The sequence below is a fragment of the Deinococcus roseus genome, from assembly GCF_014646895.1.
In the GTDB taxonomy this organism is placed as follows: Bacteria; Deinococcota; Deinococci; order Deinococcales; family Deinococcaceae; genus Deinococcus_C; species Deinococcus_C roseus.
This window is the reverse complement of sequence record NZ_BMOD01000029.1, coordinates 1-16205: the sequence shown is the minus strand read 5'-3', so window position 1 is coordinate 16205 and position 16205 is coordinate 1. Positions and strand designations below refer to the sequence as shown.

Here is a 16205-nt window from a genome sequence, read left to right as displayed (position 1 = left end):
CCGTGTGGAATTACTGGACTTTGACTTTGAAGATCACGCTGACGGTGGCGCTGGGGGCCAGGTAGTCGGTGTTGGTGATGGTGCCGTCGCCGTTGGTGTCGAAGGCCACGAAGACGGTGCGGTTGCTTCCCCATTCAGCGGCACTGATCACGCCGTCGCTGTTGGCATCGGCAGTGGCCCAGGTGACCCAGGTGGCTCCGCCGTCTCTGGAAACCAGCACCTTGTTCTTGGCGATGGTGGCGGTGTCGATGTCCAGGCTCAGGAAGTCGGTGTAGTTGGGGGTGGGGTCAGACACGATCACCTTGCTGATGGGCTGGGTGCCGATGTTCTGAGAGCTGATGGTGTAGGTGAGGGTGTCGCCGGGTTTGGCGGTGCCCTTGTCCACCACTTTGCTGACTTTCAGGTTGCCCCCGATCACGGTGGTGGTGTCGTTGGCGGTGACGGTGGCGTCCTGGGTGTAGCTGGCCAGCACGGTGTTGTTGTAGTCCACTCCGGCGGTGACGGCCAGGGTTTCAGCGGTGCCGATGGCGGTGCCTGCGGGAACAATCACCCGGACCACGATGGTCTTGTTGGTGCCAGCGGCCAGCAGGAAGGGATCGGGGTTGACTGCGAAGGTGGTACCGCCGTCGGTGGAGATCAGGTAGGTGAAGCCCTTGCCGCTGGTCATGGAAGCCACATCGATGATCGCCGAGGCATTGCCGGTGTTGGTGACGGTGTGGGTGTACTCGATGGTGCCAGGAGCGCCCACGGTTCCGCTGCGGTCAGGCAGCAGCTGCACGCTGTTCACGGCATTCACGTTCACAGGGAAGGTCATGGTGTCGGAGAGGCCAGCGCTGCTGTTGCTGCTCACCACCACAGGGATGTTGTCCACACCGGGCACGTCGCCGTAAGGAGGGGTCAGCACGACCACATACTTGGTGGTGGTGGCAGGGTTCATGATGGGGGTGGAGTTCACAGCCACGCCCACTTCACCAGCGTCCACCACACCGTTGCTGTTGGTATCGTTCCACTGGTAGATGGTGGCGGTGTAGCCGGGGAAAGCAGTGAGGTTGGGGGTGAGGTTGTAGGTGTCGTTCTGCTGGCCGTTGTTGGTGACAGAGAAGCCGTAGGTCACGCTTGCGCCAGGGTTCACATTCTGGGTGGGGGCGGTGTCGTTGGCAGGATCGGCGTCTGCACCGTTGGTGGGGGTGGCATCGGCGTCCATGGCGTAACCGGACTGGATGGCGGTGCCCTGCAGGGTCACGGAGTCCACACCATCGTTCAGGGTTGCGTCGTTTCCGGAGGGGTTGCCCACGCTGGTGGCGGTCAGTTTCAGGCTGGGAACATTGCCCACGGTGGCGCTGGTGGGCACCTGGCACTTCACCACGATGTCCTGGGTTGCACCGCTGGCCAGAGGACCGAAGGTGTTGGGCAGGGGGGTGATGCCGTCGGCGTAGTACAGCAGGCAGTTCTGCAGGTCAGACAGGCCAGAGAGGGCCAGGGTGAAGCTGTCAGAGATGTTGCCGTTGTTGGTGACTTTGACGTTGAAGGTCAGCACGCTGCCCTGGTACACGGTGCCAGCAGCGGTGATGGTGTCTCCGGTCAGACCGTCGGTGGCCTTGCCACTGCCGTTGTCTTTACCAGCTGCGATGGCGTAGATGGTGGAGATGGTGTTGGTGGTCTGGTTGGAGGTGAAGTTGTCGGTTCCACCATCGTTGTCGATGTCAACGGTCAGGGTACCGGTGTTGTTGATGTTGGTGTTGGCAGGGATGGCGGTGGCGGCGTTGCCGTCGGTGACCGTGACGCGGAAGTCCAGGGAGTACTGGGCGGTCTGGGGGAAGAAGCCAGGAGCGGTGGCGTGGTTGACGTTCTCGATCAGCAGGCCCACACGGGTGGCGCTGGCAGAGATGGTGGTGGTCCAGGCGCTTCCCACGTAGTAGTACACGGTGACGGCCCCGGCCCCGGCGCTGGCGTTGGGGGTGTAGGTGGTGTCCAGCACGGTGTTGGTGGGCAGGGTGTCAGAGATGAAGATGCCGTTTTTGCCAGGGATCACGTTGGCCACGGAAGCGGCTGCGCTGCCCCCGTTGTTGGTGCCTTTCAGGGTGTAGACGATGGTGTCGCCTTCCTTGATGTAGGTGGGGCCACTGGCGGTTTTGTTGAAGGTCAGCACGGCCTTGGTGGTGACATTGACACGGACGGTGTTCAGCAGGGCTGCGCCGCTTCCTGCTTCAGCGAAGGAGCCGGAGGCCACGGTGCTGCCGGTGCCGACCAGGTTCAGGTCCACGGTGTTGGTGTTGACCAGGGTGCCGGGGGTGGTGACGGCGGCCACCAGTTTGACCACTTCGTCGGCAGCCAGGCTGATGGAAGAAGCAGTGATTTCGGTTTCACCGCTGTCCACCAGACCGTTCTGGTTGGCATCCAGGTAGAGTTTCTTGCTGGAGAAGTTGCCGCTGTCGCCGGTGAGGTCGTTCATGCTGAAAGACACGGAGATGTTGGCGTTACCGGTGTTGGTGACGGTGTAGGGGAAGTAGACTTCCTGGCCAGCCAGGGCGCTTTTCTGCTGGGCAGGGGTGGCTGCAGCAGTGGCTTCGTCCGGGGTGATGCTGAAAGAAGGCAACTCTTGAACGACCGTGATCACCTGGTTGGAGATGGTGGACTGGGCGCGGCCCTGGTCATCAACGTAGCTGGCAGAGGCAACGTTGCGAATTTCGGTTCCAGCGAGGGTGCCTTTGGCCTGGGCAGCAGCGGCAAGCAGGAGAGCGGTGGAGATCAGCAGTTTCTTGTTCATGGGTCACCTTATCGGACGTTGACGCGAACTTCGAGCGTCTGGGAGGCTTCAGGCTGGATGCTTTTCAGGACCCACTTCACATGGGTGTATTGCTGGGGGGCGATGGTGACTTCTTTTTCAATCTTTTTGCCATTTTCCTCGACCAACACGGTCTTCTTCAGCGGCTCCTTTGCGAAGGTTTTGCCACCGTCTGCGCTGTACTGCAGTTGTGCGCTGTCCAGCTGGGTGGCCGAGTTGGCGAGGTACTGGGTTTGTTCCGGGATGGGCTGGACAATGGAAACATTGCTCAGGGCTTTCTGGGTCACGTTTTGCACTGCAGTGGTCAGAACCAGCAGGTCTTTGGGCTTCACCGAAGTGGGGTTGAGTTTGCGATTCTCCTGAACTTTGCCGTCTTTGGTTTGGGTCGTCACCAGGTAGGTGCTGCTTTTGACCACCAGGGCACTGGTTGTGGCAGAAATCAGCAAAACGGGGACAACCCACAGAGCTGTGAGTGCTTTCATCGTTCCTCCATCAGAACTTGAAGTGAGGTCAGTGTACTAAGGGGTGGGTACCAGGAGTCTTAAAGCGGTTTATTAACAGAAGTTAATACTTTTGCACCGCCCAGCTGAACTGAACCTGAGTGACAGCTTAAGCCTGTTGAGATCACGGGTTTCTTACTTTTTTTGTTCACCAAATAAGTGTGAAATGCTTACAGTTGTGCACAATCTGCAAACCTGCAAGGTTTTTTCAGCTGACTTTAAAGGCCAGTTCGTGGTGCTTTGCAGAGCAGTTTGTGTGCTGCTTTACAGGGTCACGCACCAAAGCTGCAAAAAAACATACACACCTGATCCAGCGGGGCTTCTATGATCAGAAGGTCGATTCACCGCACCCATTCAAACCCAGGAGGTTTTTATGTCTGATCCCAAACACACCGCCCATCAGGAATTTCTGGCCAAAATCAACGACATGCTGAAAGACATCCGTATTGCCATGCTGACCACCCAGCATGAAGGCGGCGAACTTTACAGCCGACCCATGGCCACCCAGGAAGCCCAGTTTGACGGCACCCTTTACTTCATGACCAGCAAAAAATCTGGCAAAATCAGCGATTTGCTCAACTACCCCAAGGTGAACCTTGCCTACAGCCATCCGGGCAAGAACAGCTTTGTCAGCATCTCTGGCCGTGCTGAATTGGTCGATGACCAGAAAAAGATCGATGAACTCTGGAACCCCATCAACGCAGCCTTCTTCCCGGACGGCAAGGATGACCCGGACATCGTGCTGATCAAAGTGGAAGCCGAAAGCGCCGAATACTGGGACAGCCCCAGCAGCAAAATCATCCAGGCCTACAGCTTCATCAAAACCGCCATCACTGGTAACCATGACGATGCAGGCAAGAACGAAAGACAGAAAATCTGATCTCCCAGCTTTTGTAGGGGCGAGGCGTGCCTCGCCCTGTTTTTATTCTGGTTTCACTGTCTCCATCCCAGCACAAAATCTTCCTGCTCACGGGTCTGGATGGTGCCATTCCTGGCTTTTCTGACGGCATCCACAGACGCTTCAGGACGGTAACCATGCAGTTCCTGCAGCAAAATGGCCGCCAGAACCCCGGTGCGTCCCAGTCCACCCACACAATGAATGGTGAAAGTCGCCCCATCCTGATAGAGGGCTTTCAGGTCATCCACAAAAGCCTCAAAGGCATCCAGATCTTCTGGAACACTCAAATCCACAATCGGAAAGTGCAGGTGCTGCATCCCAAGTTGCAGGGCTGCTTCCCTCAGGTCTGCAATGTGCAGCATGTCCAGCTCGAAATCCTCCACCAGGGTGATCAGGTGGGTGGTCTCGTAGGTGTCCCTCAGGCGCAACAGATCGGTTTGCAGGTTCCGGTTGTGCACCGTTCCAGACAGCGCTCCTCTGCCTTTCTTGCCAGGAGCAAAAGTCATGTGAATGCGGGTGCCCGGAACATGGGGGGCCAGAATGGGGTTGTCCTGTGCCATATGGATTCATTTTAAGCTGGTGCATGCTGTTGGATCTGGTTTTCTGAGGGTGGCCGTCAAACCATGAAAAGCAATGGGGCGTACCTCCTGCCTGAAAGCCCTGCTGTACCCTGAACCCATGCATGATCTGTATCAGGAAGAAGTGTTCATTGAAAACAGCTCCGAACAATCCATGTATGTTGAGCTCGAAATGACAGGAACTGTATATGACTTGCAACCTCGACAGGTGCTGAAAGTTCTGGTCACCTATGACCTCCCCAGGCTTCCTGGTGCATCCCATTTTTACGTCCAGTGGTCTTCCAGAGGGCTTACCTATTATGTGGCCAACACAGCGGTGCAATCCCTGCATCTGGTACGGTATACGGTCTGGATCGACGACAAAATTGTGGGCGAATTCGACTGAGACAACAAAAAGGGCGCAGTATGCTGTCTGGTAAAGAACGAGACCAAAAAGGGCGCAGCACGCTGCGCCCCTGCAGAACAATGATGGAATATAACTCAGCTGTGGATCATGCGTTTGTCCACACCCATTGCAGCTTCCTTCACCGCTTCGGAGAGGGTGGGGTGGGCGTGCACGGTGCGGGCCAGGTCTTCTGCGCTTCCACCGAATTCCATCACCGTGACCACTTCGCCGATCAGCTCTGACACGCTGGGGCCAATCATGTGGGCAGCGATCAGGCGGTCGGTTTTGGCATCGGCAATGATCTTCACGAAACCACGGGTGTCGTCGTGGGCCAGTGCGCGACCGTTGGCAATGAACTTGAAGCTGCCGACTTTGTATTCCACGCCTTTGTCTTTCAGTTGCTTCTCGGTGGGTCCCACCCAGGCAATTTCAGGGCTGGTGTAAATCACGCTGGGAACACAGTCGTAGTTCACGTGTCCGGCCTGACCGGCGATCAATTCGGCGCAGGCCACACCCTCATCTTCGGCTTTGTGGGCCAGCATCAGGCCACCCACCACGTCCCCGATGGCGTACACGCCTTTCAGGTTGGTGTGGTAGTGCTCATCGATCTTGATGAAGCCCCGTTCGGTGAGTTCCAGACCCACTTTTGCTGCCCCGAGGTTGTCGGTGTTGGGAATGCGGCCCACAGAGGCGATCAGTTTGTCGCACTCGTAGGTCTGCTCTCCGTTGCCATCGGTGTAGGTCACCACCACTTTGTCGCCCAGGTCTTCCACTCTGGAGATCTTGACGTTCAGAATGATCTTCATGCCCTGTTTCTGGAAGTGACGGAGGGCTTCTTTGGCGATGCCTTCATCGGCAATTTCCAGGAACCCACCTGCTTCCAGTGCAGTCACTTCTGAACCCATCCGACGCCACACGCTGCCCAGTTCCAGACCGATCACACCTGCACCAATCACACCGAGTTTTGCAGGAATCTGGTCCAGACTCAGTGCACCAACGTTGTCCAGGATGTTGCCACCAAACTTGAAGAAAGGCAGCTCGCGGGGTTTGGATCCGGTGGCCAGAATCACGTGCCTGGCTTTCAGTTCCTCTTCTCCGACTTTCACCACCCACTGTTCGCCTTCCTGGCGGTCCAGGGTGCCGTAACCGTGGTAAGCGGTGACCTTGTTCTTCTTGAACAGCATCTGGATGCCGCCCGTCAGCTGTTTGACGATGCTGTCTTTGCGGCCCATCAGTTTGGCAAGATCCAGTTTGACCCCGGAAACCTCAATGCCGTGGTCTGCATATTCATGCTGCACGGCTTCCAGCTTGTGGGTGGAATCCAGCAGGGCTTTGGAGGGAATGCATCCCACATTCAGGCAGGTTCCGCCCAGGGACTGTTTGCCTTCCTTGTTGCTGAAAGCGTCCACACAGGCCACTTTGAAGCCCAGCTGGGCAGCGCGAATGGCAGCCACATAACCACCGGGGCCACCACCAATCACCAGAACATCGTATTCAGACATGGTTCTTCTCCTGAATCCCCCCTTCTGGTGAAGGAGGGATGGTTGAGAGGGGAAGCTTGCTCGCTCAGGGAAATGTCCCCACTCGAAGAGGGGGGACAGCTTCGAGCCTGCGAGAAGCAGGGGGTTTAGAGGCAGAGATCTTACAGATCCAGCAGCAGGCGGGCGGGATCTTCCAGCAGTTTCTTGATGGTCACCAGGAACTGCACAGCTTCGCGTCCGTCGATGATGCGGTGGTCGTAGCTGAGGGCCACGTACATGATGGGGCGAATCACCACCTGTCCGTTTTCGGCCACGGGGCGCTCCACGATGTTGTGCATGCCCAGAATGGCGCTCTGGGGGGCGTTCAGGATGGGGGTGGAGAGCATGCTGCCGAAGGTTCCACCGTTGGTGATGGAGAAGGTGCCTCCGGTCATGTCGTCCAGACCCAGTTTGCCGTTCTTGGCTTTCTGGGCGTATTCACCGATCTGCTTCTCGATGTCTGCGAGGTTGGACTGGTCGGTGTTGCGCAGGATCGGCACCACCAGACCGCGTTCGCTGGCCACGGCAATTCCGATGTCGTAGTAGCCGTGGTAGATGATGTCGTTGCCGTCCACGCTGGCATTGATCACGGGGTAGGCTTTGAGGGCCTCGGTGGCGGCACGCACGAAGAAGCTCATGAAGCCCAGTTTGATGCCGTGCTTCTTCACGAACTCATCCTGGTACTTCTTGCGAAGATCCATGATGGGTTTCATGTCCACTTCGTTGAAGGTGGTCAGGATGGCGGCGGTGTTCTGCACTTCTTTCAGACGCTTGGAGATGGTCTGGCGGATGCGGGTCATGGGCACGCGCTGGTCAGGACGGGCACCAGCGGGCAGATCAATTTGTACAGGGGCCACTTGCACAGGGGTCTGGCTGACAGGTTTGCTGATGTGGGTCAGCACGTCGCCCTTGGTGATGTTGCCTTTGGGACCGGTGGCCTGCACTTCAGCGGGGTTCACACCACTCTCGGCGACCAGTTTGCGCACGGCAGGGGAGAAGTCTCCGCTGGTGGTGTGCACCTGGGTGGGACCCTGGGGCAGTTCGGCCTTGGCACTGTCTTTTTTGGGTTCTTCGGGGGCTGCGGGGGTTGCAGCGGGGGCAGCAGCGGCACTGGCAGCGGTGTCGATTCTGGCAATGACTTCTTCGCTGGTGACGGTGTCGCCTTCATTCTTGAGGGTGTCGGTCAGCACGCCAGCATCCTGGGCGTACACTTCCAGAACCACCTTGTCGGTTTCAATTTCAATCAGGACGTCGCCTTTGGCCACGGCCTGACCTTTCTGTTTCTTCCACCCCAAGAGGGTGCCTTCGCTCACGGACTCTGAAAATACAGGAACTTTTACGTCAACAGTCATGTGTCTGGGTCTCCTTCAGGATCATACCCCGTGCGGGATTGCGGCGGGGCGGCATGAAAAGGGCAGTGGTCTCCCACTGCCCGGGGGCTTCCTTTTTATTTTAATCCCAGGGCGCGCTGGATCACGTCCTGCTGCTCCTGGTTGTGCTTGCTGGTGTAACCCACTGCGGGACTGGCGCTGCGGGGACGGGTCGCGTCCTTCAGGGTCTGTCCGCTTTGCATGCTCTGCTCGATGTCCTCGCGCACGAACATCCAGGCCCCCATGTTGCGGGGTTCTTCCTGGGCCCACACCACTTCTGCTCCGGGGTACTGCTCCAGGATGCCTTTCAGCTGATCGTGGGCAAAGGGGTAGAGTTGTTCGATGCGCACGATGGCGACGTTCTTCAGGCCAGCTTCTTCACGGGCCTTGAACAGTTCAAAGTACAGCTTGCCAGAACACAGCACCACACGGTTGACTTCTTCTTTGACAGCAGCAGTGTCAGGAATGATCTCCTGGAATTTGCCGTTCGTCAGGTCTTCCAGGGAAGACACACACAGGGGGTTTCTGAGCAGGCTCTTGCCGGTCATCACCACCAGGGGTTTGCGGTAGTTGCGGATGATCTGGCGGCGCAGCATGTGGAACACCTGTGCAGGGGTGGAGGGCACCACCACCTGGATGTTGTCCTGGGCGGTCAGCTGCATGAAGCGTTCCAGACGGGCGCTGGAGTGCTCAGGTCCCTGGCCTTCGTAGCCGTGGGGAAGCAGCATCACCAGTCCGGCCAGACGGCCCCATTTGGCTTCGCTGCTCGAGATGAACTGGTCAATCACGGGCTGGGCGCAGTTGGCAAAATCACCGAACTGGGCTTCCCACAGCACCAGCGTAGAAGGATCGGTGGCAGCGTATCCGTACTCGTAGGCCAGCACAGCTTCTTCAGAGAGGGTGGAGTCGATGACTTCCACACGGCCCTGGTTTTCAGACACGTGGGCGAGGGTCAGGTACTCTTCGCCTTCGGGGATGTCCTCGGTGAGCTGGTTGTGCCACACGGCATGGCGGTGGGTGAAGGTTCCGCGTCCAGCGTCTTCACCGCACAGGCGCACGTTGAAGCCCTCGTTCAGCAGGGTGCCGTAAGCGAGGTTTTCGGCCATGCCCCAGTCCAGGGGTTGTTTGCCGTCCACCATGTCGCGGCGGGCTTTGGCCACACGCTCCACACCCCGGTGCAGCTTGAAGCTTTCGGGGATGGTGGTGATGGCCTGCCCCACTTTTTGCAGGCTTTCAGGATCCACGGCTGTGTTGGCGGGTGCCGTCCAGTGGGTGCCCAGCACAGTTTTCCATTGTTTGGAACGCTCTGCATTGAAGTCGGTTTCCACTGCGTCTGCAACGGTGTCGCCTTTTTCCAGGGCAGCACGGTACTCTTCCACATAGGTTTCAGGGTCTTTCTCGGAGATGACTCCTTCCCTGGCCAGCACCTGACCGTACAGCGCACGGGTGCCAGGGTTGGCCTGGATCTTGCGGTACATCATGGGCTGGGTCATGCTGGGATCGTCGCTCTCGTTGTGGCCCAGTTTGCGGTACCCGATCAAATCAATGAAAACATCCTTGTGGAAGGTCTGGCGGTAATCCAGGGCCAGCTCAGAAGCCCACACGCAGGCTTCGGGATCGTCGGCATTGACGTGGAACACCGGAGCATCAATCATCTTGGCAACATCGGTGCAGTAGCGGCTGGTGCGGGCATCCCGCAGGTCGGAGATGGTGAAGCCCACCTGGTTGTTGACCACGATGTGCAGGGTTCCACCCACAGCGAAGCCACGGATGCCAGCCAGGTTGAGGGTCTCAGCCACCACACCTTGCCCTGCCACAGCAGCGTCGCCGTGCAGCACGATGGGAAGCACCGTGGAGCGGCCTTCCACATCGCCCAGACGGGCCTGACGGGCACGCACAGAACCAGCCACCACAGGGTTCACGATTTCCAGGTGGGAGGGGTTGAAGGCCAGGGCCAGGTGCACAGGACCGCCTTCGGTCTGCACGTCACTGGAAAAGCCCATGTGGTATTTCACGTCACCAGCAAAGTCGCTGGAGATGGTTTTCTTGCCATCGAATTCAGCAAAGAGGTCTCTGGGTTTCTTGCCGAAAATGTTGATCAGCACATTCAGACGGCCACGGTGGGCCATCCCGACCACCACATCCTTGACACCCAGTTTGCCTGCACGAAGCACAATGCTGTCCAGCATGGGGATCAGGGTTTCGGTGCCTTCCAGGGAGAAACGTTTCTGACCCACATAACGCACGTGCAGGTAACGCTCCAGACCTTCAGCACTGGTGAGCTTTCTCAGGACGCGCTTTTTGGTGTCTGCACTGAAATTGAAGCGGGCCTTGGCGTCTTCAATGCGCTTTTGCAGCCACTGGCGTTCCTCAGAAGGAATGTACACATATTCATAGCCGATGGACCCGCAGTAGGTTTGCAACAGCTGTCCGCGCACTTCGGCCAGGGTGCCTTTGAAACCGCCATCTTCCACATGGGAAGACAGATCGGCTTCGGTGAGGCCATAAAAGCCCAGCGAAAGCTCTGGAACATCTTCTTCCTTGCGCAGGTTCAGCGGATCGATTTTGGCCCGCAGGTGTCCCAGCAGGCGGTAAGCCGCAATGTAGGCGGAAATGCCGGTGTTGGCCTTGCCTTCTTTGGCCGTGACAGCACTGTGACCATTGAGCCCAGTGAAACGCAGCAGGGGCTTCTGACCGAGGGCCAGGAAGGCTTGCTGCACTGGAGAGTGGGGTGTGTCGGTGGGTGCACCATTGCCCTCAAAAAAACGGCGCCACTCAGGCGCTACCGATGAGGGGTCACCCAGATAATCTTCATACAGGGCTTCCAGGAAACTGGCACTTCCTCCGTACATGATCGTGCTCTCGGCTGACTTCATAACGTCTATAGCATACCCCTCTGACACACGGGGGGAAAAGGTGAAATGCTTGATTTGTCACTGTAACTCTCAGAGTACATACGTTTTTTGCACGACCCTGAAAAGAAAGCCCGGAAATTTGAAGACAGAGGTGCAGAAATTCAAGCCTTACAGCACTTTGCATCCAGCATACAATCGCTCAGCAGCCTGCTCCAGGGTCTCCTGTCCTTTGCAGAAAGCAAAGCGCAAACCTGCAAAGGGACTGACCCCCTGATCGTAAAAAACCCCCATCGGAATGCTGGCCACCCCCACCACTTTGAGCATCCAGTCACAGGCCTGCTGTTCGGTCATGCCCATATGGGAGACATCTGCCACCACAAAGTAACCCCCTTCGGGCCGGGAGATGGGAAAACCTGCTTCCTGCAAGGCAGAGGAGAGGAAATCCCTTTTTTGCACATAATCCTGCTGCACGCTGGCCGAGTAATCAAACGTCTGGGCGGTCTTTAAAGCCAGCATGGTGGCTTGCTGCAAAGGACTGGGGGCACAGAAAGACACCCACTGGTGCACCCCCCGGATGGCTTTTGAGAGGGCTGCACTGGCAAACGCCCAGCCCACCCGCCATCCGGTCACCGCAAAAGTCTTGCCCGCACTGCCCACCGTGATGGTCCGGTCCTGCATCCCTTCCAGCGTGTGAATGCAGGTGTGCGCTGCACCGTAAGTCAGGCGGTCATAGACCTCATCGGAGATCACGTACAGGTCATGCTGGATGGCCAGAGCTGCAATGGCTTGCAATTCCGCCTTTGTGAACACCTTGCCCGTGGGATTGTGGGGGGTGTTCAGGATGATCACCCTGGTTTTCTCGGAGAGGGCAGACTTTAAACCCTCTGCATCCAGCACATAGCTTCCCTCAAATTTGAGGGGCACAAACACCGGAACACCACCTGCCAGTTTCACCTGGGGAGCATACATGTCGTAGGTGGGCTCCAGAATGACCACCTCATCCCCAGGCTGCAAGATGCCCTGCAAGGCACTCTGCACGGCTTCTGTGGCCCCTGCAGTGATGGTCACTTCGGTGGCAGCGTCCAGATTCAGGCCCAGGCGTTTTTTTGCATCCCTCGCCAGTTCTTCACGCAGAGACAGCAAACCTGCCACAGGCACATATTGCTGGGGTCCAGTGAAGGACTGTTGCAAAGCTTCCTGCACAAAGGCTGGAGGGGCATGGTCTGGAAATCCCTGCCCCAGATTCACAGCCCCCAGTTCCAGGGCACGCAGGGTCATCTGGGTGAAAGGGCTGTCTCTGAAGGTCTGCAAAACTGGGTTGAGTTCCCGCATAGAGGGGAGTGTAACACCTGCAGTGACTTCCCTCGCCTCGCTCGTTTACACAGCGCTTACTGGTTCAAATAATGCGACAGCGTCCTGCTGGCCTGATCGATCTGGATGCGGTCCTGCATGCTGAAAATCAATCCATGCCTGAGGTGACGGATGTTGAGCCTCAGGGCGTTGGAGAAGGAGTCCACGCTTTCGAGTTCTTCCCATTTGACGGTCAGGAAGGAAGAAACGCTGTTGAAGACCAGTCTTTTGCTGGTGATCAGCAGTTCCCCGGACGCCTGGGGCCGCATGCCTTCCGTGAACACGTAGTCACTGAGGGGGCTGGACAGGTGATACTGCACCGTGCGAATGATTCTGCATCCGATGTTGTCCAGCAAAGGGTTCTGCTCGGAGAACATGTGCAGGCCTGTGAGCAGCACATGCACTTTTTCATCCGGGGCCAGATAAGCTGGACGATAATCCAGCAAGGGAAGCTTCAGGGGATCCAGGCTTCCTGATGTTTTGCTGCTTTTGATGGAGGTGACATAGCTGTTCAGCTCTGCAGGCAGGGGAGCATCTGGGGGCGCGTCGATGTCCAGGGCAGACTCATCGGCCAGGTCTGTGGCATCGAGGACTGCAACCTCCACAGCTGCAATTTCCACAACTGTCAATTCTGCGGCAGCACCGACGGCCAGTGAAGTTTCCAGTCGGGGTGCAACCGGGGTTTCCAGAAGGGGTTGTTCAATGGTTTTTTTGGAGGTGCTTTTGCGGGTGGCGCGGGTGGGTTTGGCACTGCGGCTGACTTCTGCAGAAAGCAAAACATTGGAGGGAAGGGGAAGGTGCAAAGCAGAGTCATCTGCAGATGGAGGCGCTTCAATCAGCGTTCCATCCACATCTGGCGTTTGGGTTGTTTTTTTACGCGGCATACGACCACCTGACACGGGATGGATTCCCGGGATTGACATGCGTTCACAATGGGTTGAACCCATTATAATGGTTTTTTCTGACACAAAAGTGTTGGACTGACCCAGGGGTCATTGTAGTTCATCAATAAACAGAGGAACGTGAGACTTTTCAATCACCTGATAAATGCGCTCCAGCACCTCTGGGTTGATGCCGGGCGAGGCCAGACGGAAACAGGCAGCATATTTGTTGTATAGCTCTCTGGTCCCTTCCCCGAGGCGTTGCAACTCTGCAGGGGTCAGCAGTTTCAGGAAACCTTCCTCTTCAAAGAACACCACATCACGTCCTGCGAAAAGCACCGCATGCAAGAATTCACTGACGCATCTGGGGTTGTACCAGAAGCCGTAATTCATTTCATCGGTGAGGTCATCAAGTTCGGAAAGCTCAGCGGGTTCCATCCCGGTGCTGACCAGCTTTCCGGCCAGTTCCATGCGCCTGAGGCGGATTCTGGCATACTCCTGCAGGGAAAGTTTCTGGTTTCTGGGCCCGAGTTTTCCGCCCACCATGCGTTTCAGGCGGTACGCCAGAACGTAATCCTGGTACTCAAGGAGGAGCTGTTCCACGGGCCTTTCCATCTGTCTTTACTTTAATACGCAGAGCAAAAAGCAACCGTTCACGAAAAGCCCTGAACGGTTTAATCTTTCTGTAAGGTTTCAGGACAAAGCTTAAGGTCGTGGTTTTTCTCTGGTCAGCAGGTAAAAATTTCCCTGCTGGCGCACAAAGTCTGTGATGGTGTATCCCTGCCTCAGGTAATGGGTGAGGGCTTCTCGACCTGCAGCACGCACCTGTTTTGCTGCCTCCAGATCATCTTTCAGCAAAGCCCCAAAATCCTCGGGAAGCTGGTACAGCAGGGTGGGGTCCTGCAAGTTCAACTGGTTGTCCAGGCCCATGTTGATGCAGGGGAGGTGCTGGATGTCCGGGGTCACCGGAGGGGCATAAATGCGCTGGTACACCTGTGGGTCCAGCAGGTTCCATTCTGCAATCACCCGGTCGCTGTCCACCCCGGCATTCACCCCGCTCATCTGGCCATACAGGTTCGGGTGGTATTCCCGCACCACCGCCCCCAGTTTGCGCACATTGAAGTTGGCATTCACAGAACGCAGCGGGTCATAACTCCACACCACCGTATCAATGCCTCTGGACAGGCACCAGTCCCGCTGGAAGCGCTTGAGCTGCACCGCGACATCGCTGCCCCGGTACTCAGGCAACACCCCCAGCATGTGGGAGTGCTGCTTTCTGGGGTCTGCGGTGGGAATGCCCATCACAAAACCAATCATCTCTGGACCTTCATAGGCAGCAGCCACCAGCCCACCCTGGTAAATGAAAGCCACGGTCAGACCCTGAGGCACGATGTCCAGTTCACTGCGGCCCCACACCTGGGCCTGCAATTCCTGAATCTGCTGAATTTCGCTGTGGTCTTTCAGTTCCCGGATCAAACTCACGCCTTGACCTCATGCTGGCGCAGCGTGATGGTTTTCAGGAAATCCTGATTCAAAGTCACCCCGATTCCGGGGCCAACAGGAACAGGCATCAGACCGTCCACAGCTTCCAAAGGCTCGTTGATGATGTCGGTTTCCCAGTAACGGCTGGAACTCGAGGTGTCACCGGGCTTGGTGAATCCGGGCAGGCTGGAAATGTGGATGTTGAAGGCCCGTCCCACTCCGGCTTCCAGCATGCCCCCCATCCACAATGGAACCCCGAAAGACTGGGCCACGGTGTGGATTTTCAGGCTTTCACTGACCCCACCCACACGGGCAGGTTTCAGGTTGATCACCCTTCCAGCGTGGGTTTCCAGGGCTTTGCGGGTGTCCTCACTGGAGAGGATGCTCTCGTCCAGGCACAGGGGCGTCTGGATCAATTTCTGCAGTTTGGCATGGTCATGCAGGTCTTCATGGGCCAGAGGCTGCTCGATGTAATCCAGCTGGTAAGCATCCATTTTCTGGAAGGTGCGCACATCCGCCATGGTGTAGGCACTGTTGGCATCCACAGTCAAAGTGATGTCCGGGAATTCGGCCCGCACGTCCTTGACGATGTTCAGGTCCCAGCCGGGTTTGATTTTCAGTTTGATGCGGCGGTACCCCTGCATCACATGTTTTTCCACGGACCTCACGGTGTCATCCACAGTGGGCTGAATGCCCAGCGACACCCCCACGGTGACTTCTTTGCGCACCCCTCCAATCAGGTGGGAGAGGGACACCTGCAGGCTTCTGGCCCACAAGTCCCAGAAAGCCATTTCCAGCACGGCTTTGGCCATGCGGTTCCCCTTGAAGGGAGCCAGCACCAGACCCAATTCCTGCGGGTTGTTGAAGGTCTTGCCCAGCACACGGGGCAGCAGCACCTCTTTCAGCAGGTACTCTGCGCCAGGTGTGGTTTCCTCCCGGTACTGGGGCAGCATTTCCATCACGCTCTCGCCGTATCCTTCCAGCCCTTCCCCCCTGAGGGTCAAAACCAGAATGGTGCGTCTGGTCTGCACGCCAAAAGAGGTCTCAAAGCGAAACTTGAGGGGAAGCTCGATGAGCTGCAGGGTGGCGGATTCAATTTTCATGCTATGAGGTATAACACGCTGCTTCTGGGATTAAGCAAAATGGCGCATGGCTGGATCGGGTGTAATATGGAGAGGCGCAGCCAGATCCCAGCAACCTGTATACAATGATCTGCATGGGATACCAGTATCCAGCCAGACTCCAGAGCGCCAGAGACATCATCATTGCCGAGAAAGTCAACAAACATTACGGCGCTTACCACGCCCTCCGGGACGTGTCCATCACCGTCAAACAGGGTGAGGTCGTCGTCATCATTGGCCCCTCCGGATCAGGAAAATCCACCTTCATCCGCACCATCAACCACCTCGAGCAACACCAGGGCGGCACCATCACCGTGGACGGCACGTTACTCAACAACGATGTCAAAAACATCGACCAGATCCGGCGGGAAGTGGGGATGGTCTTCCAGCAGTTCAACCTGTTCCCGCACCTGACGGTGCTGCAGAACATCACGCTGGCTCCGATCCGGGTGCGCAAATGGGACAAAAAGAAAGCCGAGC

14 protein-coding genes are annotated in these 16205 nt (G+C 57.2%); 3 read left to right on the top strand and 11 right to left on the bottom strand.

Annotated features, from left to right (window positions below):
* Window positions 1-10 precede the first annotated feature (10 nt).
* Entirely contained in the window at window positions 11-2767 is a 2757-nt protein-coding gene (locus IEY52_RS22695; RefSeq protein WP_189007483.1) for a beta strand repeat-containing protein, read from the bottom strand.
* Between the two features lie 8 nt (window positions 2768-2775).
* Window positions 2776-3267 carry a hypothetical protein gene (locus IEY52_RS22690; RefSeq protein WP_189007480.1) on the bottom strand — a complete coding sequence of 164 codons (492 nt, stop codon included), beginning with the start codon at window positions 3265-3267 and terminating at the stop codon, window positions 2776-2778.
* Window positions 3268-3658: 391 nt separating this feature from the next.
* Here IEY52_RS22690 and IEY52_RS22685 point away from each other — a divergent pair, with 391 nt between their 5' ends.
* The gene (locus tag IEY52_RS22685) at window positions 3659-4165 is read left to right on the top strand and encodes a pyridoxamine 5'-phosphate oxidase family protein (protein WP_189007477.1); all 507 of its coding nucleotides are present in this window, start codon (window positions 3659-3661) and stop codon (window positions 4163-4165) included.
* A gap of 53 nt (window positions 4166-4218) precedes the next feature.
* On the opposite strand, the gene IEY52_RS22680 is transcribed toward IEY52_RS22685, so the two are convergent.
* Window positions 4219-4743 carry a cyclin-dependent kinase inhibitor 3 family protein gene (locus IEY52_RS22680; protein WP_189007474.1) on the bottom strand — a complete coding sequence of 175 codons (525 nt, stop codon included), beginning with the start codon at window positions 4741-4743 and terminating at the stop codon, window positions 4219-4221.
* A gap of 73 nt (window positions 4744-4816) precedes the next feature.
* On the opposite strand from IEY52_RS22680, the gene IEY52_RS22675 reads away from it, so the two are divergent.
* On the top strand, window positions 4817-5146 hold the full coding sequence (locus IEY52_RS22675) for a hypothetical protein (RefSeq protein ID WP_189007471.1): 330 nt from the start codon (window positions 4817-4819) through the stop codon (window positions 5144-5146).
* A gap of 95 nt (window positions 5147-5241) precedes the next feature.
* On the opposite strand, the gene lpdA is transcribed toward IEY52_RS22675, so the two are convergent.
* The 8 genes from lpdA to menC form a co-directional block, all read right to left on the bottom strand.
* Complete coding sequence (lpdA, locus tag IEY52_RS22670) at window positions 5242-6648, bottom strand: dihydrolipoyl dehydrogenase (protein WP_189007468.1); 1407 nt, start codon at window positions 6646-6648, stop codon at window positions 5242-5244.
* Between the two features lie 140 nt (window positions 6649-6788).
* Entirely contained in the window at window positions 6789-8018 is a 1230-nt protein-coding gene (gene odhB / locus IEY52_RS22665; RefSeq protein ID WP_189007466.1) for a 2-oxoglutarate dehydrogenase complex dihydrolipoyllysine-residue succinyltransferase, read from the bottom strand.
* A 95-nt stretch (window positions 8019-8113) separates the two neighbouring features.
* A complete protein-coding gene (locus tag IEY52_RS22660) occupies window positions 8114-10912 on the bottom strand; it encodes a 2-oxoglutarate dehydrogenase E1 component (RefSeq protein WP_189007463.1) in 2799 nt (932 codons plus the stop codon).
* A gap of 147 nt (window positions 10913-11059) precedes the next feature.
* Complete coding sequence (locus IEY52_RS22655; protein ID WP_189007460.1) at window positions 11060-12223, bottom strand: pyridoxal phosphate-dependent aminotransferase; 1164 nt, start codon at window positions 12221-12223, stop codon at window positions 11060-11062.
* A 56-nt stretch (window positions 12224-12279) separates the two neighbouring features.
* Entirely contained in the window at window positions 12280-13125 is an 846-nt protein-coding gene (locus IEY52_RS22650) for a hypothetical protein (protein WP_189007457.1), read from the bottom strand.
* A gap of 108 nt (window positions 13126-13233) precedes the next feature.
* Window positions 13234-13725, bottom strand: coding sequence for a hypothetical protein (locus tag IEY52_RS22645; RefSeq protein ID WP_189007454.1), 492 nt, complete (start codon window positions 13723-13725; stop codon window positions 13234-13236).
* Between the two features lie 102 nt (window positions 13726-13827).
* Window positions 13828-14604, bottom strand: coding sequence for a GNAT family N-acetyltransferase (locus IEY52_RS22640; RefSeq protein ID WP_229684926.1), 777 nt, complete (start codon window positions 14602-14604; stop codon window positions 13828-13830).
* Window positions 14601-15707, bottom strand: coding sequence for an o-succinylbenzoate synthase (gene menC, locus IEY52_RS22635; protein ID WP_189007451.1), 1107 nt, complete (start codon window positions 15705-15707; stop codon window positions 14601-14603). The genes IEY52_RS22640 and menC overlap by 4 nt, the downstream gene beginning before the upstream one ends.
* A gap of 113 nt (window positions 15708-15820) precedes the next feature.
* On the opposite strand from menC, the gene IEY52_RS22630 reads away from it, so the two are divergent.
* Window positions 15821-16205 (top strand): ATP-binding cassette domain-containing protein (locus IEY52_RS22630; RefSeq protein WP_229684925.1); only part of this gene is annotated, 385 nt, incomplete at its 3' end.